Genomic DNA, 23,778 nt, shown 5'->3' with positions numbered 1-23,778 from the left:
GTCAGGGCACGAACCGTCTTCAGGAAAGTGACATGCAATACGTTCTGGCGATTGATCAAGGCACAAGCGGTACCAAGGCGATCGTGTTCGACCCCAAAGGACAGGTGCACGCTCGTGGCTTTGTGGCTGTGCCGTGTACCCATCCGCGTACGGGATTCGTCGAGCAGGATCCGGACCTGATCTACGAGTCGGTACTGCAAGCTGTATCCATATGCCTTGGCGAGTTCAAGGGTGACCGCAAGGACATCGCTGGTGTCGGGATCTCGAACCAGCGTGAGACGGTCGTGCTTTGGGACGCGGAAGGTCGCCCCATCGTTCCCGCAGTGTCCTGGCAATGTCAGCGTTCGCTTGCGATATGTGACCGGCTCAGGCAGGAAGGCAAGGCACCTGCCATTGCCGAAAAGACGGGTCTGCTGATCGACCCATACTTCTCCGGCACGAAGCTCATCTGGTTGAACGAAAAAGATGACCGAGTGCGATCGCATATCAAGGCGGGCACGGCACACTTCGGTACGGTCGACAGTTGGTTGCTGCACCGACTGACCAAGGGCACAGCATACCGTACCGACTATACGAACGCGTCCCGGACGATGCTGTTCAATCTCGCGAAGCGGGAGTGGGATCACGAACTGCTTGCCGATTTCGGTTTGCAGGGGCTGCAACTGGCCGAACTGCGTCCGTCGGCATCTGATTTCGGCGCAAGCGATTTCGATGGCATTTTCGATCAGCCAGTCCCGATCGTGGCGATGATCGGTGACTCTCATGCGGCCGCGGTCGGCGAAGGGTGTCTGAGTCCCGGTGTTGCCAAGGCGACGATGGGCACTGGCTCGTCGATCATGATGAACGTGGGTAGCAAGCCCTTGCCCGCCGCCCACGGCCTGGTGTCGGCCCTTTGCTTTGCCACTGAGGAGCGTGTGGACTATGCACTCGAAGGCATCGTTATCAGTGCGGGTTCGACGCCTTCGTTCCTCAAGGAGAAGCTGCGAATCATCAAGGACTTTGCAGAAGCAGAGCAAGCCTTCACTGAATACGACAACGGTGGCGTCTTTCTGATCCCCGCGTTTTCGGGAATCGGCTGCCCGCACTGGAAGTATCCGGGCGGCGCACAGATCGTGGGTCTGAACTTCTCGACATCGTGGCAAAACGTCGCGCGCGCAGCATATGAGTCCATCGTCTACCAGATCAAGGACGTGATCTCGGTCATGGAAGGCGCGGCCAATGTCCCGCTGCGTGAACTCTTCCTCGACGGTGGGCTGGTGCAGCGGCCTTTCCTTCTGCAATACCTTGCCGACACGTTGAACCGGCCGGTCAGTACGCTCACGCTGAGCGAGATTTCGGCCGCAGGCGCGGCAGCGCTCGCTGTGTTGCAGCTTGGATCAATCAGTTCGCTGGATGCATATCGCGAAAGTCGGGTGGTGTCGCGACGTGTCGAGCCAGGACCAGGCGTCGAAGCGGCTGCCAGGAACCACGAACAATGGTTGCAATGGATCGGACGGCTCTAAGGTCCGTGTCTAACGGAGAGTGAAAGATGGCGTTCCAGCAGCGTTTTGAAAACAAGGTAGTGGTGGTTACCGGCGGTAGCCGTGGCATTGGGTTGGGTATCGCGAGGCGCTTTGCCAAAGAGGGCGCAAAAGTATGCGTCTCCGCCAACGAGAAGGCAGTGCATGACGCGGCGGCGCAGTTGCGTGATTCAGGCTTCGACGCCATCGCCATCGAAACAGATGTCACCAGCAAGGAACAGGTTGTCGCGCTGTACGAGGAGGTTGCGGCCAAGCTGGGTGAAGTGGATGTTTCCGTGCAGAATGCCGGCGTCATCACGATCGCAAAGCTCGAAGACCTGACTGAACAGGAATGGGACAGGGTCCTTGCGGTCAACACCAAAGGCGTTTTTCTTTGCTGCCAGGAAGCTGCGAAGCGGATGCTGCGTGCGGGAAAAGCTGGCCGTCTGATCAATACGGCATCGGGACAGGCCCGCCAGGGTTTCGTCTACACGCCCCACTATGCAGCGAGCAAGTTTGGTGTCCTGGGGATCACGCAGAGTCTGGCGAAAGAGTTAGCGCCGACGGGCATCACGGTGAATGCGTTTTGCCCTGGGATCATCACAACCGATATGTGGTCGTACAACGACGAAGCATGGGGCAAGCTGCTGGGTGATTACAAGCCTGGTGAGCTCATGGCCGAGTGGGTCGAAAACATTCCCATGAAGCGCGCCGGCAGCGACAAGGATGTCGCGGGTCTCGTCGCATTCCTCGCGTCGGATGACGCGGCCTACATCACAGGGCAGACCGTCAATGTGGACGGTGGGATGTTCATGTCCTGAGGTGGGTGCTTTGGTCGCGAGCAACGTTGCCCGCGACCTTGCACCGCCGTCGGTTTGCAGCTTCAGGCGGTCTGTAGCAGGGAAAGCTTACGTACCGTGGCGCCGCAAGCCCGCGCCACTTCTGCGCCCTTCACAACGAAATGATCGGTGAAGAACTTGATGTGCTCTTCACCGTGGTGGAAGTGGTGGGGTGTCAGAACGGCAGAAAACACGGGCGTATCTGTTTCGAGCTGGACCTGCATCAAGCCTGAAATCACCGCCTGAGCGACGAATTCGTGACGATAGATGCCACCATCTACAACGAGTCCCGCCGCAACGATGCCCGCGTACCGACCACTCTGTGCGAGTCGTTTCGCGTGGAGGGGGATTTCGAACGCGCCCGGCACTTCGTAGAGATCGATCTCATCGGCGCCGTAACCGAATTCCTTGATGACGTTCAGGAAAGAGTGCTTGCACTGGTCAACGATATCGCGGTGCCAGCACGCCTGAATAAAGGCTATCCGGTTGCGATTGCTGCCGGAGGCGAATGCTGTCTGTGCTTCGATTGAGAGAGATTTGTTCATGGATTTCAGCCTGTTTTGTGTGAACAGGGCGAAGAACAGCCGTTTCCCGCACGCGCGGGAATGCTGGCTGTCCTGTTCTCTTTCATCCGGACTATACCGTCGGCCCCGGAATCCAACCGGGTCTGCTGACCTCTGTTATCGCAGCAACGTCGAAACAGAGCGCTCGCGGGCTACGTCTGCGAAAGACGATTACCGCCGGTGGGGAATCGCACCCCGCCCCGAGAACGTGTTCTTGACGAACGGAACGTACGTTATCACGAATCCGATAAGCCTGCTTCCCGTTCGTCCTGATTGTGAAACGTAACGAATGACTGAGGTATCGAAAATGCGACGCAAACTTGTGCTGGGAAACTGGAAGATGCATGGTTCGATCGGTGCCAATGGGCAACTGTTCGAGGCCATCAGGCAGCACGCGAGCCAGAATGATGTTCCGGTTGAGGTCGGCGTGTGTGTCCCGGCACCGTATCTCTCGCAGGCCAAAAACGCGTTGTCCGGCGCAGCGGTAGCATGGGGCGCACAGGATGTCTCCGCTTACGCTAGCGGCGCATACACCGGAGAGGTATCCGCTGCGATGCTGGCGGAGTTTGGTGCACGTTATGTCATTGTCGGGCACTCGGAAAGGCGCGCCTATCACAGAGAGACTTCGGAGCTCATTGGTGCCAAAGCGCGGCAAGCTATCTCGGCAGGCCTCGTCCCCGTCATCTGCGTCGGCGAGACGATGCAGGAGCGGGATTCTGGTATTGCAGAGCAGACAGTTCGCGACCAGCTGTCTGATGTTCTCGCATTCGTAGGCGCGGAGAGTCCCGACCGTATCGTCATTGCCTACGAACCGGTATGGGCAATCGGCACCGGACGCAGTGCGTCGTCTGCAGACGCGCAGACGATTCATGCTGCTCTGCGCGCCTGCTTGCGCGAACACGGCACAAACATGGAGCAGATCCGCATTCTCTATGGCGGCAGCATCAAACCCAACAACGCGCTTGGATTGCTGAGTTGTGCGGACATCGACGGAGGACTGATAGGTGGCGCCTCGCTCTCTTCCGACGACTTTATATCGATCATTGATTCAGCGTGTCGTGCTTTGGGCAGCGAAACGCGTGTTGCAGAGGTCGCCAATGCCGGTATCAAGTCGTAGACCGCGCACAAAAGCGTCCCGTCGTGTGCGGTGGTCGACTCAGACCTTGCTTCCGCTACCGCACGAGTCCGTCCGCAGCCTGTCTCTCAACGCGCATCTGGCGTTGGAGGCGTGTAGGGCACGAGATGGGAATCGCCACATGCTCAACGAACTGACTCGGTTGACTTACCTGTCGTTCTACATGTGGAAAGCCGGTGTTGGAGAGATCGACCTGGCAGTATACGAGGCTGCGGAGGATGCGCTAAATCAAGCGGTTGCAGGAGCCGAACGTACCGGTGTCTGGCATCTGCCGGAGTCACACGTCAGAGCGTTGGAGCAGATGTTAGTCGCGTACGACGGACAGATTGCGACGGTATCTGCCCGGACCTACATGGAGGCTGTTATCCGGCTGGATCGCGTTCTTTCGCAGAACACGCCGCAGTCGCCTGTGGCAAAGATGCTGGCAACTGAACAACTGAAACTCCGTGCGTCTGAGCTTAATTCGTGACCGATGAAAACCTGTTCCCGGGAGTGTGTTGAGATGAATCGTCCGCCTCTGACAGCATTGTCGGATGATCGGTCACGCGAAGGCTGGTTGAACGCCTCGTCCTTTGAGCGAGAGTACAGACATCATTCAGTCTACAGGTGTGCCTTGAGAGAGCCGACGGTATCGCTCGTCGGGAAAATCGATGGGCGACCAGATGTCGCGTCCGCTGCGGTCCTGGGATACGACTGAGCAGTGTCGCATTTCCTGGAAGTCAATAGAGCCTGTTTCGGGCGTGTTTCCCTAATATCGCATCGCCGTACACGAAGCGGAATTTATGGAATTTCAACCTACCTCTAGCTTTACCTTTGTTCTGTTTGGTGGAACTGGCGATCTGTCGATGCGCAAGATCCTTCCCGGTCTGTATGAAGCGCACCGCGCGGGCATGCTCGAGGCGAGCGGCAAGATCGTTGCCGTCGCGCGGCATGCAGACGACCGTGACGGCTATCTGCAGTGGGTCAATGAACATGTGAAGGCGCACGTCTCCACGAACGGCATCGACGAAAACGCGTGGTCGAGCTTTCTCGAACGCATCGAGTACGTGAAGCTCGATCTCGGCAAGGCCGAGGACTTCGTCAAGCTGCGCGACGCGGTGCAGGACCTGCCCGGCACACGCGTGTTCTATCTGGCGACGGGCCCGTCGCTGTTCGTGCCGATCTGCCGCGCGCTCGCGTCGGTGGGTCTCAACGAAAACGCGCGCATCGTGCTCGAAAAACCGCTCGGATATGACCTGCGTTCTTCAAATGCGATCAACGATGCCGTCGGCGAGATCTTCGCCGAAGGGCAGATCTACCGTATCGATCACTACCTCGGCAAAGAGCCCGTGCAGAACCTGTTGGCGCTGCGCTTCGGCAATGCGCTGTTCGAGCCGCTGTGGCGCCGCGAGTGGGTCGAGAGCATTCAGATCACGATCGCCGAAGAACTCGGCGTGGAAGCGCGCGGCGACTTCTACGACAATACGGGCGCGCTGCGCGACATGGTGCAGAACCATTTGCTGCAACTGCTTTCGATCGTCGCGATGGAGCCGCCGCATTCGATGGATTCGGATTCCGTCCGCGATGAAAAGCTGCGCGTGCTGCGCGCGCTGAAGCCGATCGATCCGCGCGATATCAGCAAGGTCGCCGTGCGCGGCCAGTATCATGCGGGCGTCATTCGCGGCACGTCGGTGCCCGCATATGCGACGGAACCCGGCGTGAAGACGGACAGCGCGACGGAAACGTTTGTCGCGCTGAAGGTCGAGATCGAGAACTGGCGTTGGGCGGGCGTGCCGTTCTTCCTGCGCACCGGCAAGCGGCTGGCCGATCGCGTCGCGGAGATCGTCGTGAACTTCCGCGCCGTGCCGCATTCGGCGCTGGGTTCGTCGGCGCTGCGGCCGGGCGCGAATCGCCTCGTGATCCGCCTGCAGCCGAACGAAACGATCCGCCTCTATTGCCTCGCGAAGAAACCGGGCGAAGGGATGAACCTGTCGAGCGTCCACCTCGACCTCGCCTTCGACCAGTTCTTCAAGGAAGGCCAGATGGAGGCGTATCAGCGTCTGCTGCTCGACGTGATCCACGGGCGTCTCGCGCTTTTCGTGCGTCGCGACGAACAGGAAGCGGCATGGAAGTGGGTCGAGCCGATCCTCAACGAATGGGCCGCGTCGGGCAAGCCGAAGCCTTATGCGGCGGGCACGTGGGGGCCGGCGGCCGCAAGCGCGATGCTTGCGCAGCACGACACCTGCTGGCTCGAAGAAGAGAATTGAAGGTCACAGGGCACAGGAAGCTCACGCAAATTAGCCTGGGGTCATGCGGCAAGAGTCGACGCTACCTTGTATGAACCGGCAGAGCGATAGTCTTGCAACGGAGGAGTTCAATATGTCCGAGATCAATTCATTTCACGCGGAATCGTTGAGCGCGGCAGATCGGGAAATACTTGCGCAGGGCTTGAGCGCTCTGCTCAGAGAACGATCAGTCGCTTACGAACTTGCACTTAAGGTCGCCGTCGCCCGAGGTCTCGTCCAGCCGGATGTCTGTGATTTCGGCTTACCCGATATCCTGAGATTAAGCCGCGTGATCTAACTCGGCACCCAGCCGAAACAATTCCCGCCGACGGTCGATGGAAAAAACGGCGCTGTTGAATCGGTGCTGCCGCGTCGGTCGCGAGGAGTTCGGGGGAAGGATGTCCGAAGTCCATCGGAACCAGTCCGATGATGCATCGGCGTCAGCGTGATTGCGGTGATAACCGGGCATTATCTTGGCAAGCTCTGGACGGGCACCGCGAGCGCGGGAGGGGCCATACCTGACCTTCAGGTATGGCGTCCGTCAGGCCGTAATGAGTCGCTTTGCCGACAGTCGCGGTTGGCGGCGGGGAACGTCAGCGTTCATTGCTAGCGAATGCGTACTTGCGACCCGTTTCGGTCATCTATGGCACCGCACCTTGACGACCGTTCTCGGGGTCTATCGATCGTTCGCTTTCGCGTGCCCGGCAACATCCAAGCCGACGTTTCGTATACCCGATCCGCTTTTCCGGGACTAACCTGGGACGTCATTGAAGCCATCGCATTCGATCATGGAGATGCGGTTCACTGGAGTGCTCATCGCACATTCGTCTGGTAGCGATTCGATTTTCGCGGGGCCACCCTGGCTGCGCGTGATGGTAGCCATGTGACTTCCGTGAAATGCGGCCCACGTGTTTAGACCATATTGCGATATAATCGCAAGCGATATATCGAAACAGCGAGTCATTGACCTTCGTTCGAAGAGGATGTACATGAAACCTACTGAACTGCCAGAACCGGCACCCGTGCCGCTTGCGGACTATCTTTGCTTTGCTGTGTACTCCACGAATCTGGCGTTCGGCAAGGCTTACAAGCCCGTTCTCGATGTACTTGGCCTCACGTATCCTCAGTTCATTACGATCATAGCGCTCTGGGAGCAAGACAATCAGACAGTGAGCGGGTTGGGGGAGAAGTTGTTCCTGGAGTCGAACACGCTTACACCACTGCTGAAGAAGCTCGAAGTGATGGGCTACGTGGAGCGCAAGCGTGATCCCGAGGATGAGCGCCAGGTGCGCGTCAGCTTGACGAAAAGCGGCCGGCGGTTGCGCGAGAAAAGCCTGAAAATTGCAGACCTCACCGATGCGACTGGGCTCAGCCCGGACGAATTCCAGAAATTGCAGAAAGCGATCGTGACGTTGCGCAGTAATTTGATCAACTCACTCTGACGCGCTTTCTCCGGAAGCGGGGTAGCCGACACGGATCGCTTTCTCTCAGAGCGATATCACTTCCGGCGCGAGCGACAACATCAGTTCTCGCTCTTATGTGTCCATCAGTCGGAGTACGACTCAGCTAACGGGTGAACTCGGCGCGTCATGTGTCGTCCCGCGCTGGTTGAGCGCAAACTTTCGACGACGCGCGACCCGAAGTCCGCGCACCCCCTTCTAAAGAGAGCTTAAGCTGATCCAAGCTCGTGACAACTGGCTCAGGAAGCGGCGCTAACTGCGAATGCGGTACAACGCGCATATCTTGTTGCCATCCGGATCGCGTAGGTAAGCGAGATACAGCCGACCACCAGGTGCTTCACGCACACCGGGGGGCGCTTCAATCGACGTACCGTGATTAGCAAGACCAGCCGCGTGCCAGAGATCTACCTGCGCGGCCGACGAGCACTCGAAGCCGACTGTTCCGCCGTTGGCGTACGTGGCCGGTCGCCGATCGAGCGGCTCGGTAATGATGAACATTCCCGTGTTGTTGCGATACACGTAGCGTCGACGGTGGACGTTGTCATCTTTGATGCCTTCGTCATAGCCGAGTGCGCCCAGTACGGCATCGTAAAATCGCCTTGCTTTTTCGAGGTCGTTGGTACCTACCGCAATGTGACTGAACATTACTGGCAATCTCCTGCTTGAATGGTGATTGAATCTGAGTGCCAGCCGCGAACTGGCTTTTGCTGATGTTGAGCAGACGTTAGCCGGGCCGTATTTAGTCTGGCGCGATATATGTGGAAAGCGCGACGAGATTCAGTCCCTCATGGCTGACGTCAGTTGTGGAGGGCGCTCGAGGTTGGTCCGCAGCTTCGAAATGGCCTCCTGTACATACAGGACCTCGCCAAGCACTAGACCCATAGTCCTAGCGGAATCAGCGCTCAGTGCTTTCTCGCGAAGCTGCCGACCGTTTCCTGTGAGGCTGATCAATATGCGACGTTTATCCTTTGGATCGCGCTGTCTATCCAGATAGCCCATGAGTTGCAACCGATTTAATATTGGCGTTAGCGCGTTGGTTTTTAAAAGCAGCTTTGCTCCTAGCTCGCCGACGGCCTGGGGCGAGCGCTCCCAGAGCGCAATGATTGTGACGTATTGCGGATAGGTGAGTCCCAGTTCGTCGAGGATCGGACGATAGGCTTTGACGAAGGCAAGGTTTGCTGAGTAGATCGCGAAACAGAGCGATTCAGAAAGCTTTACGGGTGCCGCGAACGGGTGGTCTTTAGATCTCGTCTGCATCATCTTGAAAAGCGTAGGAATCCAATGAGACTCTCGTATGGTGATCTGGATAGCTCGGGATCACGAACGACTGCTACCTGCATGCGCCTCCAGGCTGCTGTGTGAGCAGATAAAACACGACGGAGCGCTAGGCGACGGGTTACAGAAGGCCGGCGCTGTCGAGCTCGTTAAAGTGGAGCAGTTCGGGACGCTCTCGTTCCGCCCAACCCCGCGGAGTTTGATGGAGTTCATACGGCAACCGGTATCGTGACACCAATTGGGATCAAAGCTGGTCGTTGTCGTATCGAGTAATATCAGCAACGCCTTGGCGAGTTGGGTGCCTTGTGGCGCGTGGATCTTGCAATCCGATACGTAAGCATTTTGCAGCCATATTGGCTGTCCGGTTCGGCTCACCTATACACCTTCCATTCCTGTCGAACGAAATGGCAGGTGTATCCGTCGGGATTGCGTTCCAGATATCCTTGATGTTCCGGCTCCGCTTCCCAGAATTCCCGCGCTGGCGCAATCTGGGTGACAACCCTACCAGGCCAGAGGTCGGACGCATCGATTTCGGCCACCGTGTTACCGGCTACCGCTTTTTGCTCTTCGCTGAGGTAGAAGATTGCTGACCGGTAACTCGGCCCGATATCATAGCCTTGTCGGTCAGCAGTCGTCGGATCATGTATCTGGAAGAAGAATGCCAGGAGCTGGCGATAACTTATTGTTCGCTTGTCGAATACGACCTCAACGGCTTCTGCATGTGTGCCATGATCGTGGTAGGTGGCGTTAGGCGTGGAGCCACCGGTGTAGCCTACGCGTGTTGAGACTACGCCGGGAAAGCGTCGCAATAGCGCTTCCATTCCCCAGAAGCACCCACCAGCCAAAATGGCAGTTTCAGTTTCCGTCGTCATTTCATCCCTTTTTCATAGTCGATGGATGCCTCGCTGTCATCCAATCGAAGTTCTGCTTGACTCGTGATCGTCGGGCGGAATACAAACTACCTGACATAACAGCGGAAAAGCAATTACCGAGGCGTTCTGACGCCAAGCCGGTTGTTCACAGAGCTCACACCCTCTACTTTCCCGGCCGCATTGCCGGCAAGGGTGATCTGATCGTCGCTGATGCAACTGCCGGTTAACGTGACCATACCGTCGACGGCCCTGACGTAGATATTCGCGAGATTCAATCCCTTGGTGCGCGAGAGCACATGACGGACCTTCTTCGCGAGCGCGCGGTTTGTGGCCTTTGCAGTTTTGGGTGACGTCGGCACCGCAGCATTTGTCGGAGCCGACGGTGACGTTGCGTCTTGTGCATGTACACCAAGGGAAAGCGTCAACGCGAAAGCAGTGACAGCGGATTTGACGGCGCGAGTGACCTGCAATTTGGTATTCGATGTGTGGACGAGCATGACATTCACGACGAGATCTCCTCAGTACATTGCCCAGTCATTCCGGGCCGGGGTTTATAGTTCGCATGCGATGTACTCGCATGCGTGTAAGGATGCGACAAAGACTCTTCAATGTCAATAGCATGCTATCTAATCGTTTGCGATCGGTATGGGGATGGGGAAGCGTAGCCCATTCGGAAAGACGCTCGCGGACGGCCCCGTTTCACATGCCGCGTGAACTTATCAGTGGTTCAAATGGTCTTGGACCGAGCCACATAACCTTAGAGAACCTAAGCATGAGCGTCCGCAGAAGCAGCGACGGTGGTTATTTGTCTTTCGCTCTAGCAACGCCCGCGAAGTGACGCGGTTCGCATAGGGCAACTTCCACCGCATGATCGCGGCGACAGGTAGCTCAAGTATCAACGCCGAGCGATGAATCGGCCGTTTGCAGCACCGGGTAGTCCGTGTAACCGGTTTCCCCTTCGGCGTAGTAAGTGGAAGGATTGGGCTGGTTTAGCGGTGCGTCGAGCTTGAAGCGCTCCGGCAGGTCAGGGTTAGCTATAAACAACTGACCCCACGCGACGGCATCCGCGTCACCTGCATCGAGCGTCTGCTGAGCCGATGCCCGCGTAAACTTCTCGTTCGCGATGTACGGTCCGGCGAACACGGCTTTCAGTTTTGGACCAAGACGGTTCTCGCCGAGCGATTCCCGGGCGGCGATGAACGCGATCCTGCGCTTGCCGAGCTCGTGAGCGACATAGCCGAACGTAGCCGCTGGGTCGGAATCGCCCATCGTACCCACGTCGCCGCGAGGCGCGAGGTGCATGCCAACACGGTTAGCGCCCCATACGTCGATACACGCGTCGGTTACTTCGAGGAGGAGGCGGGCGCGATTTTCGATTGAGCCGCCATACTCGTCCGTACGATGGTTTGTGCTGTCTTGCAGGAACTGGTCGAGCAGATAGCCATTCGCACCGTGCACTTCGATGCCATCAAAGCCCGCGGCCTTGGCATTCCTGGCACCCGTACGATAGGCATCGACGATGCCTGGGATTTCGGCGAGGTCGAGCGCGCGCGGCGTCACGAATGGTCGCGGCGGACGCACGAGGCTCACGTTGCCTTGTGGTGCGATTGCGCTCGGCGCAACCGGCAGATCACCGTTCAGGAAGATCGGATCCGACATGCGGCCGACATGCCAAAGTTGCAGAAAGATCCTGCCCCCAGCGGCGTGCACGGCTTCGGTAACGAGCTTCCAGCCTGAGACCTGTTCCTGCGACCAGATGCCCGGCGTCGCGGCATAGCCGACACCTTGCGGCGTGACCGAAGTGGCTTCCGTGAGGATCAGTCCGGCAGACGCGCGTTCAGCATAATACTTCGCCATCAGCGCATTAGGCACCCGTTCATCACCGGCGCGCTTGCGGGTCAGCGGGGCCATGATGATCCGATTCGGCAACGTGAGGTCGCCAACCTGGAGAGGGTCAAAAAGAGTCGGCATAACAGTTTGCTTTTCCTGACGGACATAAGGTCCGCGACGTTGAAACCTGCGTGATACGCGAGCTGACCGAGGTCCAGCTTTCATGCCAGCATCTGTACATGAATGGTGTTGGCATGCATCGACGAAGCCCAGATATGAGGGTCTCGGGCGTCACGCTACCGGGACCGGTTCGGCGCCGTTAGCGTTGCGCCGCGTCTTTCAGGTAGATGCCCTCCGACAGCCCGGCCTTTACTTGCCGAGTGACAGCGTCGGTGGACACTTCCTCCACGCCGGCTTCAATGGCTTCGTACGCTTGGCGCACGACGTCGGCCGGGGTTGCTTTCGGGACTTCCAGTCCGCGCACCAGATCCGTATCGATAAAGCCGGCATGCAGCCCGACAACCTGCGTGCGCTGTTCGCGCAGCGACTGGCGTAGGCCGTTCGTCAACGCCCACGCGGCCGACTTCGACACGCCGTAGGCAGACAGAATTGGCCGGTTCACCCAGCTCGCGACCGATAGCACGTTCAGGATTGCGCCACCGCCGTTGGCGGCAAGGTTCCCTGAGAACGCTCGCGACGTCGCGAGCATGCCGACCACATTGGTCTCGAAGTGATCGCGCAGCGCCTCGATTGCGCCGCCGTCGGTCAGACTCCCAAGCCGCGCGATACCCGCGTTGTTGATGAGTAGAGTGACATCTCGCGCTGCATCGGCGGCCGCGGCTACGGCTGCCGGATCGGTCACGTCGAACTTCACGGGAATCACTCCCGGTAACGTCACGCTGCCCGGATCGCGTGCAGCTGCATATACCTTCCACGCCCCTCTTTCCAGCGCCTGTTTTGCGAACTCGAGGCCAAGCCCGCGGTTCGCGCCCGTTACGAAAACGACAGCATCTTCGATCTTCATAGTCATTCCTTTCGCATGTTGAATCGCATGCGCGTCGGCTCGCCGTGCGCGTGGGATCTGTTGGGAACAAGGCTGCATTCGCTTACCGAAACGTTGCGCCGTGCCTTCCCGCGCAGCAGCTAATCGCGACGCGCAGCCAGCGCCGGATTGCTTTTGTCGGACGATTTGTGACCTCTTACGCATCGCGCACGACGATGGCGAAGGATATAACTATGAAAATCATATCGTCAAGTGTGGCGTGAGTTTGCCAACGATTTCCTGTGGGGCCGGAAAGTTCGTGGCAATGGAGTTCGCCCCGCGGCGGCGCGTACCGGACAGACGGGTCGACCGACCTGGCGTCCCCGTGGCCGCGTTTGCCCCAGTCGTAACGTGCTGCACGCCCGTCACTGTCTGATAGGGGAGCAACAAGCCACGCGGGCGGGGCACGCTTGTCCCTGAAAGGACGCGCCGGCAATTCACATCAGTCGCCGACGCCCAAGTCGGCCAGGAGATCGCTTGTTTGCTTACACCGCGCGCAACAGGTTGCTGGACAGGCGGCACCATGCTGGTCGAGCGTCCGATCTATGTTCGCGCTATCGCAAAATCGCATGCGATTAAATATTTTACGATTGACATTGTGCGCGTCCTTCTTCATTATTCGACGCAAGCGATTACATCGCATGCGATTTAAGAGCTTACCCCCTTATTCACACAGGAACCCATCATGACCAAGATCGATCAAGTCCTCTTCTCAGGCAACTCCAACGCCGCGGTCAACCACGACCCCGATGTCCAGCGTGGTGAGCACGGCGTACTCGACCTCAAGCTTTCGGCACTCGACAGTGAAGGCCGCGATTTCATTGCCACCGAGCTGCACCCACGAGCCGAACAGCTGTTTTCTGGTGCGTGGTCCGCGTGTTACATCAGCGCATTCGAAATCGCTGCTTCGCTCAGGAAGGTCACCCTGCCGGCCGACTATTCCGTGGACATCCAGGTCAGTATCGGAACGGTCGGTAACGGATTCTGCCTCGGCGCCGATTTCACCATCCGAGCGCCGGGTCTGGCAACGGAAGTTGTCGAGGCAATCGCGAAGCGCGCCCACGAAATCTGCCCGTATTCGAAGGCCGTTCACGGCAACATCGAAGTCGGCCTGAACGTCGTAGTTGCGTGACAAATACATCGCATACGACCACATCGGACAAGAGTTAAACAGCTTTTATTACCTTTATATACACAGGAATCCATCATGGAAAAGATCCAAAAAGTCCTCGCTGCAGGCAACTCCCACGCCACGGTCAATCGCGACCCCGATGCCCAGCGCGGCGAGTATGGCGTCTATGACCTCAAGCTGACTGCCCCCGGCGTTGAGAACCTCGATTACATCGGTACCGAGCCGCACCCGAGAGCCGAGCAGCTGTTTGCCGGTGCCTGGTCCGCCTGTTACACCACCGTGTTCGGCATGGCGGCCCAACTGCAGAAGGTCACGCTGCCGCCCGACTATTCCGTGGACATCCGAGTGAACATCGGGCAAACCGGTGCAGCCTGGTTCCTCGGCGCAGAACTCAACATCCGCGTGCCGGGTGTGGAAAAGGCAGTCGTGGAGAAAATCGCGCACCTGGCCCATCAGATCTGCCCGTACTCGAAGTCCGTGCGCGGCAACATCGAGATCAACACGAACATCGTCGCGGCGTGATGCGCCTGGGCACGTGTCTCTCTTCGGGGAGCACGCGCCCTTTACTGAACATCTTCCAGGAGTTTCCATCATGAAGACCAAGCTCATCGTTGCACTGCTCATCGCAGTTTCGGCATCCGTCACCGCACCCGCGTTCGCCAGCGGCTACGGACCGGCTCCTTTCTATAAGCCCGCGGTTGGCGCACCCGCATCGCAAAGCGGTCAGAGTCTGCGAACCGTCGCCGCCGAACGCGAAGATGCAACCAGCCCGGAAAAGGCGTACGGCGGTGCAGTTTACGGCACGTCGGAAGCGGGGAGCAGTCTTGCTGTGGCGTCGCGCGACAACTTTTTCGCGCATCACTAAGTCGTGCATCTTTCCGCCGCTGGGTCGTGCGCGCATCTTCGTTGCTCCTGCGCGCAGGCCACAGCATCAGGCGGTCGAGGATTTGTTATCGGAGAAAGAAGCAGGCAATGCTCAGCCATGTAGCGGTCGGCACCGACGACCTGGGAAAAGCGAAGCGGTTCGACGATGCCGTGCTGAGACCGCTCCGCTATGGTGAAGGAACTTGAGGATGACAACGAGCAAAAGCCAAGGAGGACACACGTGAAATCCAAGGATCAACTGGCACCGGAAAGTCTAATGCTGTCCGACTACCTGTGCTTCGCGGTCTACTCGGCAAACCTGGCTTTTGGCAAAGCATACAAGCGGATACTCGAGGAACTCAGACTTACCTACCCACAATACATTACGATCGTTGCGTTGTGGGAGGAAGGCAACCAGACCGTCAGCAGTCTTGGCGCAAAACTGTTTCTCGAGTCCAACACACTTACGCCAATGCTGAAGAAGCTCGAGGCGATGGGCTATCTGGAAAGACAGCGCGATCCTGGTGATGAGCGCCGGGTGCGAATCAGTCTCACGAAGAGCGGCCGGCGGCTGTGCGAAGAAGCTCTTAAGATGGACCCCGTCGAGACAGGCCTCGCGCCGGACGAGTTCGCGCATGTTCAGTCGGCGGTCGTGACGTTGCGGAACAACCTTATCAAGTCAGTTCAAAGCGGAGAATAAGCGCTTACCGGCGGTATTGCAGCGGCGTCCTTTTGCAGACATACAACGGACTCGCTGGCCCAGCATACGGACGATCTGATCAGGCGGGATACGTTCGGAGAGAGCATCCGAAGCTAGTCGACCTCTGCGAGATGCCCGTCGCGACAAACCGCGCGGGCGCGACGACGGGACGGGCAAAAACTGGGCGCCATGGCGTATTCGCCCCGCGCGTGTCGACTACACCATTGGTCCTAGCGTCTGCAGACGCACTCCTCAGTCTATGTTTGCGTTCCCTGAGATTCCCGTATGATAGGAATGGTGGGTCGCTCATGGCGTAACGCCATCCGCTCTACTACCTCATCACAACCGGCTTGCGATGCCGCATCGCCCGGCTTAGGCAGATGTCAGCACGAAGGTGCCGCCGGATCTGGAGGCCGATAATTCTGTGACGTTGCTGGCGAACGTTTGAAGAAAAGTCTTAAGCGATGCACGGTTGTCCGCGCCAGTTGAGCCAAACAAGGTGTTGAAGTCCTGCTGCAACTTCGATACCGCGTTGTTCAATGACGTCGTCGAACCTGTCTCACTGTTCCCGCTGGCTTCTCCGGTCTGGATGCTTCCCGCGCCAACGGCCCGTGCAAGCGATTCAAGTCCTTCAGCAAGGGGATTCGAGTAAGCCGTCGTTGCAGATGGGCCGTTCCCCTGATTACCTGAGTTGCCCTGCGATGCTGGTGAGGAGGCGGTTCCGTATTGCAGACTTGGGGCTACCTGAAGGATCTGGCCGATAAACTGCTCAAATATCGCATCAACACCTGCTCCGGATAGCGACCCCGCATGCGACGTGGAGCTAATGCCCTGGGCCCCTCCGGTTGCAGGCGTACCGGTTTGGCCGAATGGGAGAGCGAGTCCCAGTTGAGAAAACGCCTGAACGATCGCTTGGACCAGCGGATTCCCGGGAGGCGACGATGGCGTCTCCGTATGCTTGTACGCTTGCGAGATCGACTCGTGCTGTACGCTGATCCCTGGTACTTGTCCCGAATCCAGCAATAGCAGAATACGGATGTCTTTGTAGTCCTTGCTGTTGAGTTGTTGTGCAATCGTCAATGGTTCCTTTTGCTCGTTGTTAGAGCTGTTGTGGAACAAGTTCAATGCTGCGGTTAGTCGTTGAGCGGCGTTAGTTCGTCACGCAGCTGCCGCGAGCGGGGGAGCCTGTTTTCGTGGCGAAGTCTCCTGAAAGTTGTTCTGTCGCGTCGAATTCATACGTCACATCGTATACGATCGAATCGTATAAGATATGACGTCGAAGAGAAATTTGAACGCAGGCGGCGGCGACAAGCTTATTTTGTTGGATTTCAGCGTCGCTTGAGACGGCACCGCAGTGCTACCTGCTGTCACGGCTATAGCTTAATCTGCGCTTCTCTATTCGTGCAGTCGGCCTGATGCAGGAGGAACTGGCCAGAAAGCCGACCCGATCTGTAGCCGCTGGTCCGACCTCGTTGGCTAAAACATCCTGGATTTGGGGGCAATCGAACGGGTGCAGTCAGGGCAGACTAGCGATGCGTATGAATCACGCAGACTTGGCGGTCTTCACCGCGTCCTGTCGCGCCGCCCGCTCCTGCGCGTAGGAAGGGCTCAATTCAGCCTTCAGATCTTCGCGCCGCAGTGGTTCACCACAGGCCTCGCACACTGTGCCAATCCCGGCATCGTGGCCACAGGTAAGGTGCGTATAGTGAACCGCGACGTCCTCGTCCGGCGACTTGTGCCATGTTTCACCCCATTCGCGGAGCGCAAGGATGACCGGATAGAACGCTCGGCCCATGTCCGTGAGTTCGTATTCGTAGCGCGGGGGCTTTTTCATGTAGCGCTTGCGCTCGATCATGCCATCTGCCTCGAGTCGTTTGAGGCGGGACGAGAGCATCTGCGGTGTTGCCTGCGACTGCGCCAACAGCCCGTCGAACCTCCGGTTGCCCATGAACAGCTCACGCACGATCAAGACAGTCCAGCGGTCGCCGATGACATCCTGAGACCGGGCGACCGGGCACAGCGTATCGCTACTTTTGGACAACGCAGCCATTCAAGACCTCGCAACGAGCCTGAATATGATAATCATATTAATGATAGCACGGGTTCGCGTCGCACGCATGCGCGGCGAACCCATGACTTCGTAGCCTGCGCGGATTACGCGCTGCTGGCACGCTACTTTTAAGCTGACCGCGGTTCAGGCCTTGGACAACTCACCGTCGGTCAGACGCCAGATGCCGCGAGGGTTGTTATGCCGCAAGGCTTCCGGCAGCAGCTCGTCCGGAAATCCCTGGTAGCAGACAGGCCGCAGGAAGCGCTCGATCGCAGTCATGCCGACGGAGGTAAAGCGGCTATCCGACGTTGCAGGGAAGGGGCCACCGTGGATCGACGCATAAGACACCTCTTGTGGATGCGCAAACGCATTGACGACAATCCTTCCCGTACGGCGTTCGAGAAGGGGCAGCAGGCGGGCGGCGAGTGTGTGATCAGCGGAATCGATGTGCATCGTTGCCGAGAGCTGGCCCCGAAACCGCCTAGCGATACCGATCAGTTGCTCGAGGTCCCTCACCCGCACCAGTAGTGCAGCGGGTCCGAAAACCTCTTCCGACAAAGCCGGATTCTCCAACATCCGGGCGCCGTCGATTTCGAAGAGAATCGATTGACCGTCCCACGCACCCTGCGGTTCGCCGCCCGCCGCGATTCGCGTCGCCCCGGCGTTGCTCTGGCGTTCGACGTTCTTCCGATAAGCCGTGAAAATGCCAGGCGTCAACATCGTGCGCGCCTGCATTGCTTCGACGCGGGAGATCATCGCCGCCTTCAGTTCAAGGTAACCTGGCCCATCAATGGCGAGCAGGATGGCAGGCTTCAGGCATGCCTGACCGACGGTAACGAGCATGCGTTCGGCGAAACCATCGCCAATGACGCCACCCCGGGCAGCGAGCGCAGCCGGCATTACGAAAGTCGGATTCACACTCGTCATTTCGGTAAAGACCGGTATTGGATCTGGACGGTGCTGGGCGCGTCGGAACAGTGCCATTCCTCCGCCCTCCGACCCGGTGAAGGTGACCCCCTTGATGAGCGGGTGATCGACCAGCGCCTCCCCGATTTCGTTCCCGCCACCGCGGATTAGAGAAAACACACCTTCGTGCAAGCCTGAGTTCTTCACAGCCTGCTGGATTACCCGTCCCATCATTTCTGACGCGCCGGGGTGCCCGTTGTGGGCCTTTACAACGACAGTGCAGCCTGCGGCCAGCGCCGACGCAGTGTCTCCGCCCGCGACCGAGTAGGAAATCGGAAAATTGCTCGCGCCAAAAATCGCGACCGGCCCGAGTCCGATTTTTTGCATCCGATGGTCCATTCGTGCGCGCGGCTGACGTTCCGGTTGAGCACGGTCGATCGTCGCCTGGCGGAAGCGCCCCTGACGGACGACGGTCGAGAACTGACGAAACTGGAGTGCGGACTTCGCGGCTTCTCCTTCGAGTTGCTCGACCGGTAAGCCGCTCTCGAGCGACGCGCGTCGCGCGAGCTCCGGCGTGACAACGTCGAGGCCGTCGGCGATTCGATCGAGGAACTCGGCGCGTTCCGTAAGGCTCGTGTGGCTGTAGCTATCGAATGCGTCGTCCGCGAGATGTGCTGCGCGATCAACCTCTTCAATTCCGCCAAACGCGAAGGTCGGCTCAATCTCGACATTCAATGCCGGATTAAGTGCTTTCATGCTGCCGGACGTCCCTGCGACTTCCTGCGCACCAATTAGTAGATTACCGGTGAGTTTCATGAGAGTTCCTTTCGATCAGGCGGGAAGTGCAGCAACCAGCTCTGCCGTCGTCAGGATTTCATGGGCGAACGTGGGGCCGTTTAGTTCGTGCGCGGCCCGCATCATTTCCTTGGTGAAAGCGGCTGTGGCGTCTCGAACGAGCGTGACGTGATAACCCAGCTCCATTGCAAAGCGGCTCGTGGACTCGATACATGTATTCGCCAGCAGGCCGACCACGATCACGTGCGTGATGCCTTGCTGTTTGAGCTGGAAGTCGAGATCAGTGTTAGCAAAGCCGCTTTGGCCCCAGTGCTCGTGTATGACGATGTCGCCTTCCTGCGGCACAAAGTCAGGATGCCACTCACCACCCCACGTGCCCTTGGCGAACGTTTGGCGCTTCTGCACGAGGCGTTGAGTTGGGTTCGGATGGTCCCAGTTTTCGTAATCACCAGGTTGCCAGCGGCGATGCGGCACATAAAGAACCTGGATATCTGCTTTCCGCGCGCTAGCGACAGCAGCACGGAGATTGTCGAGCAGCCGGACTTCGGCGGCGATATCGCGAAGCATCGGAAAGAGCTTGCCGCCGTCCGAAAGAAAGTCGTTGTACGGATCGACCAGCAACAGTCCGGTGCGGTCCGCGTCGTATGCAGGGTTGGACATTTCAATACTCCGTTAGGTGAATGTGCGAATGAAGCATTCGCGTTGCACAGTCGGCGCCGGGTTGCTTTTGTTGGACGATTCGTGACGCCTAACGCATCGAAGACAATGACCGAAGGATATAACTATGATAATCATATCGTCAAGCGCTGCGCGGCTTCCCTGACGACTCGCCTGAAGTTGAAACGTCTGCAACCCACCGTCCAGCGGAGCGTCTACCGTGCCAGCGGCGCGCTTCGATTAACCAGGCGTAGCGCCGGAATTGACCTACACTCTGGTGACGGGCGAGACAGCGCGCAAGACCGGCGGCACCATACTGGCCGCTGCGGGATCCATCGCGGCGAGTTAGGTGCATATGAGGTTAAGTTGGCGGTGGCTGGCGTTGAAAATGTCGAGTTCGTCCGTAGCAAGAGCCGAGTAGGTGTTTCCGGCGTCTGGTCGGCCTGTTAAACCATCGTGCTCGGCAGGGCAGGACAGCTACGGAGGTCACACTGCCCGCTCGCCCATTCCGTGGACATCCAGGTGTACATCGAGCAGGCCGGCCCGCGCTGTTCCTCGGTGCCAAGTTCAATATCCGCGTGCCCGGCAATGGAAGAGGCGTCGTCGAGAAGATCGAGGACCTGGTCCATCAGATCTGACCGTACTCAAAGTCTGCGCGGAAACATGAAGTCAGCACGAACATCGTCGCAGCATGATCGCCATGGGCACGCGCCGTCACTGAACATCGTTTTGGATGTCCCCGTCATGTAGACGAAGTTCGTCGTTGCACTGCTCGCGCGTCGAAATTGTCAGCGGACGTGCAAGCTGCCGGGGCCAGCAGTCGCCCTGAACTTAATACTGGTTTAGCAATCGCCAGGAGAAGCACCATGCCTGACTCTTCACAGTTCGACATCGACCCCAGTTGTCCGGGCCGGTGGACAATCACCTTTAGCAACCCGCCGATCAACATGTTTGTTCCTGCGACGATCGTCGAATTGGGTACAGTAATGACCGACCTTGACTCAGACCCGTCCGTGAAGGTCGTAGTCTTCCAGTCGGCGAATCCCGATTTCTTCGTCGCCCATCTTGATGTAGCTAAAGCGGCCGAACGGCCAGAGGTGTTGGGTCTTTGGCGCGACTTCGTACTGCGACTCGCGTCATCGCCAGTGGTAAGCATTGCAAAGATTCGTGGACGCACGCGCGGCATCGGGAACGAGTTTGTTCTTGCCTGCGACATGCGCTTTGCCAGCAGGCAGAGTGCCATATTTGGCAACCCCGAAGTCGGGGTTGGTCTGGTTCCGGGAGGCGGAGCACTGGAATGGCTCCCGCGCCTGGTCGGTCGGTCGCGGGCACTTGAGTTTGTTCTCAGCGCCGACGACTTCGACGCCGACATAGCCGAACGCTATGGATGGGTGAATCGCACGCTGGAAGATGACGCTCTCGACACATTTGTCGATACGCTGGCCCACCGCCTGGCCTCTTTTGACCGCGAAACACTCGGCGCGGCGAAAGCTCAAATCAATCGTTTCGGAATGCCGGCGGCTGGCGAGATCCAGTCGAGCATTGACATGTTCTTTCCGGCGCTGGCCTCGCCAAGTGGGCAGGCCCGTCGCGCCAAGCTCCGGACCCTGGCCTACGGAGTTCCGAGCGATTTCGAATTGAATTTCGGCAGGTACCTGCCTGCGCTAGGGCAGGCGGGCGACGATGACACTGGCGCGCCGGTCGCCGGTGCTGCAAAGGTCTGAGCCTCTTCCTGCGTTTCGCACGGCGCCCCATCGACGTGGTGCGTCGCAGGTTTATTTTCCAGCCTCTCGTCTCGGACATCCGAGATGTCGCGACCAGGTTACCACGGCGATGATGAAGCAGAAGGTTTCTTTCGAGAACGGTCGGAGTGAATTGCTGGCCGGACTCATTGAGCTTCCCGACAAACCTGTCGCATATGCGCTGTTCGCACATTGCTTTACTTGCGGTAAGGACTTGAAGTCCAGCGACGCGCATCGGAAAGTTCGCCTTGGTGAGCTCGTGTGACAGCGTCTACTAACGGTGGCTGTGCGATAGTTAGTGGGACGCAATGGTGCAATGTGTCAGTGATGAAGCGTCCATTCGTACAGGCCGGCCACTTGGACAGATGCGTCGGCTCAACTGCTGTACTCAAGTGCCGAAAATGCGTTCATCGTCGCGAATGGGCTGGCAGCTTTATGACGCCCTTCGGACGTTTGAGTGTCCGTGCTACCGCGCGCGCAAATGCGCCGTTCCTGGCCGAAAGCACCAGTTCCGTGAACGTTCCACCGAGCTGACGTTCGAGTCTCAAAGACAAATTTCCGGCGACGTGGGTGAACGCGTACTTCCGGCCAGGTACGGTCGTTGGCGTGCACGCTTGCGCGGACATTTGAACGTCGGATCCGTTCAGGTTAAGGACGTTCGCGACGCGCCGATCTAGCTCGTCGCGGTCGCTGCCTGAGGCTATCGTGCGTCCGGTTCCGAGCGGTCGTTCGCCCGCCGCCTATGAAAATGGGCGCTTCAACAGTCCGATGCACAGATGGTGGACCGGAACGCGCACAGGCAGACTCACGACTATAGTTATCGGAGAAACGGCCGCATGTGAGCAGCAGAAGTTTGACAGGAGACGTCCATGGGGAAGCTATTTACGATCTGCTTGGTGATGGCATTCCTTGCAGCTTGTCAAGTTGCGCCGCATCGGGCAACTGAAGCGATGGAAGTCAAGAAAATCAGAGTCAATGATACTGAATTGGCGTATGTCGAAGAGGGCAGCGGGGAGACAATAATTTTTGTTCACGGGGCGTCGGGAGACTGGCGCACATGGGAAGGCCTGCGCCCCTTCATCGCAGAAAAATACCACTACGTAGCATTGAGCCGTCGCTATCATTATCCGAACGACTCGAGCGGTGATGGCAAAGACTATTCCGTGCTTCAGCACGCGGAGGATGTGGCTGCGTTCATCAGAGCGCTAAACGTTGGCAAGGTGCACCTTGTGGGAGGATCCTATGGCGGTCGCGTCGTTACCTATGTGGCGCTGAAACACCCCGAACTCCTACGAAGTCTGGTCGTGAGCGACCCAGCCGTCATTGCTCCCTTAACAGACGGAGGGAAGGCCGCACTTGCCGACTACCAAAGGGACGTGGGCAAGTCTGCGGCGGCGGCGAGGGCTGGCGATGTAAGACAGGCCGCGATTTTGTTGTTTAATGCCGTTCAAGATGATCCCACCGCATTCGAGAATGCACCTCCTGTCATTCAGGAACGCTTTCTGGCCAACGCCAAGACGTTACCCATGATGTTTGCAGGTGCGCCCCCCCCTCCGGTGACATGCGAGGAGCTAGCGTCGCTCAAGGTACCCGTACTGGTGATGCGCGGACAACTGACTCGAAATAACTTCGCATTGGGAGACGAGATGCTGCTCAGCTGCTTGCCCAAGGGAGCCGAGCTAGCAGTCGTTCCGAATGGGCGCCACATGTGGTACCCAGTGAATCCTCGCGCAGGAGCGGATGCCATTCTCGCATTTATTGCAAAGCACTGACTTGCCGTGATCAGAAGCCACGGGATGCCGGCAGCGGGTTTATCGGCGCCGGGGAGTAGGAGGAAGTGTTCCGTCATAACTTTGCCGTCAGTGGCCGCTCCGGGCACTCAATTACTTACCGGCCCAAAGGCCGCTTGGATCTGAAGAACTGCCGTTGACGTGTCGCGGACTTTGTTGGCTGAAGTGGGTCCGTACTCAGCTGGACGCGTCGGACCGGGTTCGGCCTTGTGAAGACTGCGCTTACCGGTGATATGTGACAGAGAATTTAGTAGCGACGCTATCTTTAGACCTGTTTCTCGCGCGCCCGCAATACAAAAACCCTTGCGTGGACCGACCTGATGGATCCTGCACCGTCACGGGCCGCTGCTCGAATTTCGGCTC

25 protein-coding genes and 1 riboswitch are annotated in these 23,778 nt (G+C 58.3%); of the genes, 13 read left to right on the top strand and 12 right to left on the bottom strand.

The annotated features are described in order from the left end of the window. Nucleotides 1-32: 32 nt before the first annotated feature. Nucleotides 33-1,502: a glycerol kinase gene (locus tag AB4Y32_RS10025; RefSeq protein ID WP_368721189.1), complete on the top strand. Its 1,470-nt coding sequence runs from the start codon at nt 33-35 to the stop codon at nt 1,500-1,502. A 26-nt stretch (nt 1,503-1,528) separates the two neighbouring features. Beyond that, nucleotides 1,529-2,320, top strand: a complete 792-nt coding sequence (locus tag AB4Y32_RS10020; RefSeq protein WP_368721188.1) for a glucose 1-dehydrogenase — start codon at nt 1,529-1,531, stop codon at nt 2,318-2,320. A gap of 62 nt (nt 2,321-2,382) precedes the next feature. Here AB4Y32_RS10020 and AB4Y32_RS10015 read toward each other — a convergent pair whose 3' ends face one another. Beyond that, a complete protein-coding gene (locus tag AB4Y32_RS10015; RefSeq protein ID WP_368721187.1) occupies nt 2,383-2,883 on the bottom strand; it encodes a 6,7-dimethyl-8-ribityllumazine synthase in 501 nt (166 codons plus the stop codon). Nucleotides 2,884-2,953: 70 nt separating this feature from the next. Continuing rightward, nucleotides 2,954-3,113: riboswitch (FMN riboswitch) on the bottom strand. A 77-nt stretch (nt 3,114-3,190) separates the two neighbouring features. Here AB4Y32_RS10015 and tpiA point away from each other — a divergent pair. The 5 genes from tpiA (at nt 3,191) to AB4Y32_RS09990 (ending at nt 7,742) form a co-directional block, all read left to right on the top strand. Continuing rightward, the gene (gene tpiA / locus AB4Y32_RS10010; protein ID WP_368721186.1) at nt 3,191-4,018 is read left to right on the top strand and encodes a triose-phosphate isomerase; all 828 of its coding nucleotides are present in this window, start codon (nt 3,191-3,193) and stop codon (nt 4,016-4,018) included. A 139-nt stretch (nt 4,019-4,157) separates the two neighbouring features. Continuing rightward, complete coding sequence (locus tag AB4Y32_RS10005) at nt 4,158-4,505, top strand: hypothetical protein (RefSeq protein WP_368721185.1); 348 nt, start codon at nt 4,158-4,160, stop codon at nt 4,503-4,505. A 313-nt stretch (nt 4,506-4,818) separates the two neighbouring features. Further along, nucleotides 4,819-6,282, top strand: coding sequence for a glucose-6-phosphate dehydrogenase (zwf, locus tag AB4Y32_RS10000; protein WP_368721184.1), 1,464 nt, complete (start codon nt 4,819-4,821; stop codon nt 6,280-6,282). Nucleotides 6,283-6,394: 112 nt separating this feature from the next. After that, nucleotides 6,395-6,598, top strand: a complete 204-nt coding sequence (locus AB4Y32_RS09995) for a hypothetical protein (protein ID WP_368721183.1) — start codon at nt 6,395-6,397, stop codon at nt 6,596-6,598. A gap of 691 nt (nt 6,599-7,289) precedes the next feature. Beyond that, nucleotides 7,290-7,742 (top strand): MarR family winged helix-turn-helix transcriptional regulator, encoded by a 453-nt coding sequence (locus tag AB4Y32_RS09990; protein ID WP_368721182.1) that lies wholly within the window; start codon nt 7,290-7,292, stop codon nt 7,740-7,742. Between the two features lie 270 nt (nt 7,743-8,012). On the opposite strand, the gene AB4Y32_RS09985 is transcribed toward AB4Y32_RS09990, so the two are convergent. The 6 genes from AB4Y32_RS09985 to AB4Y32_RS09960 all read right to left on the bottom strand — a co-directional run bounded on the left by AB4Y32_RS09985 (nt 8,013) and on the right by AB4Y32_RS09960 (nt 12,761). Next, nucleotides 8,013-8,405 carry a VOC family protein gene (locus AB4Y32_RS09985; protein ID WP_368721181.1) on the bottom strand — a complete coding sequence of 131 codons (393 nt, stop codon included), beginning with the start codon at nt 8,403-8,405 and terminating at the stop codon, nt 8,013-8,015. Between the two features lie 132 nt (nt 8,406-8,537). Then, nucleotides 8,538-9,020 (bottom strand): MarR family winged helix-turn-helix transcriptional regulator, encoded by a 483-nt coding sequence (locus tag AB4Y32_RS09980; RefSeq protein WP_368721180.1) that lies wholly within the window; start codon nt 9,018-9,020, stop codon nt 8,538-8,540. A 386-nt stretch (nt 9,021-9,406) separates the two neighbouring features. Next, a complete protein-coding gene (msrA, locus tag AB4Y32_RS09975; RefSeq protein WP_368721179.1) occupies nt 9,407-9,907 on the bottom strand; it encodes a peptide-methionine (S)-S-oxide reductase MsrA in 501 nt (166 codons plus the stop codon). Between the two features lie 113 nt (nt 9,908-10,020). Then, the gene (locus AB4Y32_RS09970) at nt 10,021-10,404 is read right to left on the bottom strand and encodes a BON domain-containing protein (protein WP_368721503.1); all 384 of its coding nucleotides are present in this window, start codon (nt 10,402-10,404) and stop codon (nt 10,021-10,023) included. 391 nt (nt 10,405-10,795) lie between these two features. Then, the gene (locus AB4Y32_RS09965) at nt 10,796-11,878 is read right to left on the bottom strand and encodes an alkene reductase (RefSeq protein WP_368721502.1); all 1,083 of its coding nucleotides are present in this window, start codon (nt 11,876-11,878) and stop codon (nt 10,796-10,798) included. A gap of 178 nt (nt 11,879-12,056) precedes the next feature. Beyond that, nucleotides 12,057-12,761, bottom strand: a complete 705-nt coding sequence (locus AB4Y32_RS09960; protein ID WP_368721178.1) for an SDR family oxidoreductase — start codon at nt 12,759-12,761, stop codon at nt 12,057-12,059. Between the two features lie 703 nt (nt 12,762-13,464). Here AB4Y32_RS09960 and AB4Y32_RS09955 point away from each other — a divergent pair. From AB4Y32_RS09955 to AB4Y32_RS09940, 4 genes are all read left to right on the top strand, one after another. Beyond that, nucleotides 13,465-13,911 carry an Ohr family peroxiredoxin gene (locus AB4Y32_RS09955; RefSeq protein WP_368721177.1) on the top strand — a complete coding sequence of 149 codons (447 nt, stop codon included), beginning with the start codon at nt 13,465-13,467 and terminating at the stop codon, nt 13,909-13,911. A gap of 75 nt (nt 13,912-13,986) precedes the next feature. Then, entirely contained in the window at nt 13,987-14,433 is a 447-nt protein-coding gene (locus AB4Y32_RS09950; RefSeq protein WP_368721176.1) for an Ohr family peroxiredoxin, read from the top strand. A 70-nt stretch (nt 14,434-14,503) separates the two neighbouring features. After that, complete coding sequence (locus AB4Y32_RS09945) at nt 14,504-14,776, top strand: hypothetical protein (RefSeq protein WP_368721175.1); 273 nt, start codon at nt 14,504-14,506, stop codon at nt 14,774-14,776. A 276-nt stretch (nt 14,777-15,052) separates the two neighbouring features. Beyond that, nucleotides 15,053-15,475, top strand: coding sequence for a MarR family winged helix-turn-helix transcriptional regulator (locus AB4Y32_RS09940; RefSeq protein ID WP_368721501.1), 423 nt, complete (start codon nt 15,053-15,055; stop codon nt 15,473-15,475). A gap of 372 nt (nt 15,476-15,847) precedes the next feature. Here the strand turns inward: AB4Y32_RS09940 and AB4Y32_RS09935 are convergent, their stop codons facing one another. The 5 genes from AB4Y32_RS09935 to AB4Y32_RS09915 form a co-directional block, all read right to left on the bottom strand. Continuing rightward, nucleotides 15,848-16,594, bottom strand: coding sequence for a hypothetical protein (locus AB4Y32_RS09935; protein ID WP_368721174.1), 747 nt, complete (start codon nt 16,592-16,594; stop codon nt 15,848-15,850). Nucleotides 16,595-17,018: 424 nt separating this feature from the next. Beyond that, nucleotides 17,019-17,525: a winged helix-turn-helix transcriptional regulator gene (locus AB4Y32_RS09930; protein ID WP_342943239.1), complete on the bottom strand. Its 507-nt coding sequence runs from the start codon at nt 17,523-17,525 to the stop codon at nt 17,019-17,021. A 144-nt stretch (nt 17,526-17,669) separates the two neighbouring features. Then, nucleotides 17,670-19,247, bottom strand: a complete 1,578-nt coding sequence (locus tag AB4Y32_RS09925; RefSeq protein ID WP_368721173.1) for an aldehyde dehydrogenase (NADP(+)) — start codon at nt 19,245-19,247, stop codon at nt 17,670-17,672. Nucleotides 19,248-19,262: 15 nt separating this feature from the next. After that, the gene (locus AB4Y32_RS09920) at nt 19,263-19,886 is read right to left on the bottom strand and encodes an isochorismatase family cysteine hydrolase (RefSeq protein ID WP_368721172.1); all 624 of its coding nucleotides are present in this window, start codon (nt 19,884-19,886) and stop codon (nt 19,263-19,265) included. 443 nt (nt 19,887-20,329) lie between these two features. Continuing rightward, complete coding sequence (locus AB4Y32_RS09915) at nt 20,330-20,512, bottom strand: hypothetical protein (protein WP_368721171.1); 183 nt, start codon at nt 20,510-20,512, stop codon at nt 20,330-20,332. Between the two features lie 237 nt (nt 20,513-20,749). Between AB4Y32_RS09915 and AB4Y32_RS09910 the strand changes: the two genes are divergently transcribed. Beyond that, entirely contained in the window at nt 20,750-21,607 is an 858-nt protein-coding gene (locus tag AB4Y32_RS09910; protein WP_342943236.1) for an enoyl-CoA hydratase/isomerase family protein, read from the top strand. Nucleotides 21,608-22,494: 887 nt separating this feature from the next. Continuing rightward, a complete protein-coding gene (locus AB4Y32_RS09905; RefSeq protein ID WP_368721170.1) occupies nt 22,495-23,397 on the top strand; it encodes an alpha/beta fold hydrolase in 903 nt (300 codons plus the stop codon). Nucleotides 23,398-23,778: the final 381 nt, after the last annotated feature.

The organism is Paraburkholderia phymatum (assembly GCF_040965635.1).
GTDB lineage: Bacteria > Pseudomonadota > Gammaproteobacteria > Burkholderiales > Burkholderiaceae > Paraburkholderia > Paraburkholderia phymatum_B.
The sequence above is the reverse complement of the archived record's forward strand: the minus strand, read 5'-3'. Positions and strand labels throughout refer to the sequence as shown.

Bases quoted from the DNA above. Each gene is read 5' to 3' on its own strand.
- zwf (WP_368721184.1), top strand. From the start codon at position 4,819: ATGGAATTTCAACCTACCTCTAGCTTTACCTTTGTTCTGTTTGGTGGA.
- AB4Y32_RS10025 (WP_368721189.1), top strand. From the start codon at position 33: ATGCAATACGTTCTGGCGATTGATCAAGGCACAAGCGGTACCAAGGCG.
- AB4Y32_RS09940 (WP_368721501.1), top strand. From the start codon at position 15,053: ATGCTGTCCGACTACCTGTGCTTCGCGGTCTACTCGGCAAACCTGGCT.
- AB4Y32_RS09930 (WP_342943239.1), bottom strand. From the start codon at position 17,525: ATGGCTGCGTTGTCCAAAAGTAGCGATACGCTGTGCCCGGTCGCCCGG.
- AB4Y32_RS09955 (WP_368721177.1), top strand. From the start codon at position 13,465: ATGACCAAGATCGATCAAGTCCTCTTCTCAGGCAACTCCAACGCCGCG.
- msrA (WP_368721179.1), bottom strand. From the start codon at position 9,907: ATGACGACGGAAACTGAAACTGCCATTTTGGCTGGTGGGTGCTTCTGG.
- AB4Y32_RS09910 (WP_342943236.1), top strand. From the start codon at position 20,750: ATGCCTGACTCTTCACAGTTCGACATCGACCCCAGTTGTCCGGGCCGG.
- AB4Y32_RS09905 (WP_368721170.1), top strand. From the start codon at position 22,495: ATGGGGAAGCTATTTACGATCTGCTTGGTGATGGCATTCCTTGCAGCT.
- AB4Y32_RS09980 (WP_368721180.1), bottom strand. From the start codon at position 9,020: ATGATGCAGACGAGATCTAAAGACCACCCGTTCGCGGCACCCGTAAAG.
- AB4Y32_RS09950 (WP_368721176.1), top strand. From the start codon at position 13,987: ATGGAAAAGATCCAAAAAGTCCTCGCTGCAGGCAACTCCCACGCCACG.
- AB4Y32_RS09970 (WP_368721503.1), bottom strand. From the start codon at position 10,404: ATGCTCGTCCACACATCGAATACCAAATTGCAGGTCACTCGCGCCGTC.
- AB4Y32_RS09920 (WP_368721172.1), bottom strand. From the start codon at position 19,886: ATGTCCAACCCTGCATACGACGCGGACCGCACCGGACTGTTGCTGGTC.
- AB4Y32_RS10015 (WP_368721187.1), bottom strand. From the start codon at position 2,883: ATGAACAAATCTCTCTCAATCGAAGCACAGACAGCATTCGCCTCCGGC.
- AB4Y32_RS09995 (WP_368721183.1), top strand. From the start codon at position 6,395: ATGTCCGAGATCAATTCATTTCACGCGGAATCGTTGAGCGCGGCAGAT.
- AB4Y32_RS09960 (WP_368721178.1), bottom strand. From the start codon at position 12,761: ATGAAGATCGAAGATGCTGTCGTTTTCGTAACGGGCGCGAACCGCGGG.
- AB4Y32_RS09945 (WP_368721175.1), top strand. From the start codon at position 14,504: ATGAAGACCAAGCTCATCGTTGCACTGCTCATCGCAGTTTCGGCATCC.
- AB4Y32_RS09915 (WP_368721171.1), bottom strand. From the start codon at position 20,512: ATGGACCAGGTCCTCGATCTTCTCGACGACGCCTCTTCCATTGCCGGG.
- AB4Y32_RS09990 (WP_368721182.1), top strand. From the start codon at position 7,290: ATGAAACCTACTGAACTGCCAGAACCGGCACCCGTGCCGCTTGCGGAC.
- AB4Y32_RS09985 (WP_368721181.1), bottom strand. From the start codon at position 8,405: ATGTTCAGTCACATTGCGGTAGGTACCAACGACCTCGAAAAAGCAAGG.
- AB4Y32_RS10020 (WP_368721188.1), top strand. From the start codon at position 1,529: ATGGCGTTCCAGCAGCGTTTTGAAAACAAGGTAGTGGTGGTTACCGGC.
- AB4Y32_RS09965 (WP_368721502.1), bottom strand. From the start codon at position 11,878: ATGCCGACTCTTTTTGACCCTCTCCAGGTTGGCGACCTCACGTTGCCG.
- tpiA (WP_368721186.1), top strand. From the start codon at position 3,191: ATGACTGAGGTATCGAAAATGCGACGCAAACTTGTGCTGGGAAACTGG.
- AB4Y32_RS10005 (WP_368721185.1), top strand. From the start codon at position 4,158: ATGCTCAACGAACTGACTCGGTTGACTTACCTGTCGTTCTACATGTGG.
- AB4Y32_RS09925 (WP_368721173.1), bottom strand. From the start codon at position 19,247: ATGAAACTCACCGGTAATCTACTAATTGGTGCGCAGGAAGTCGCAGGG.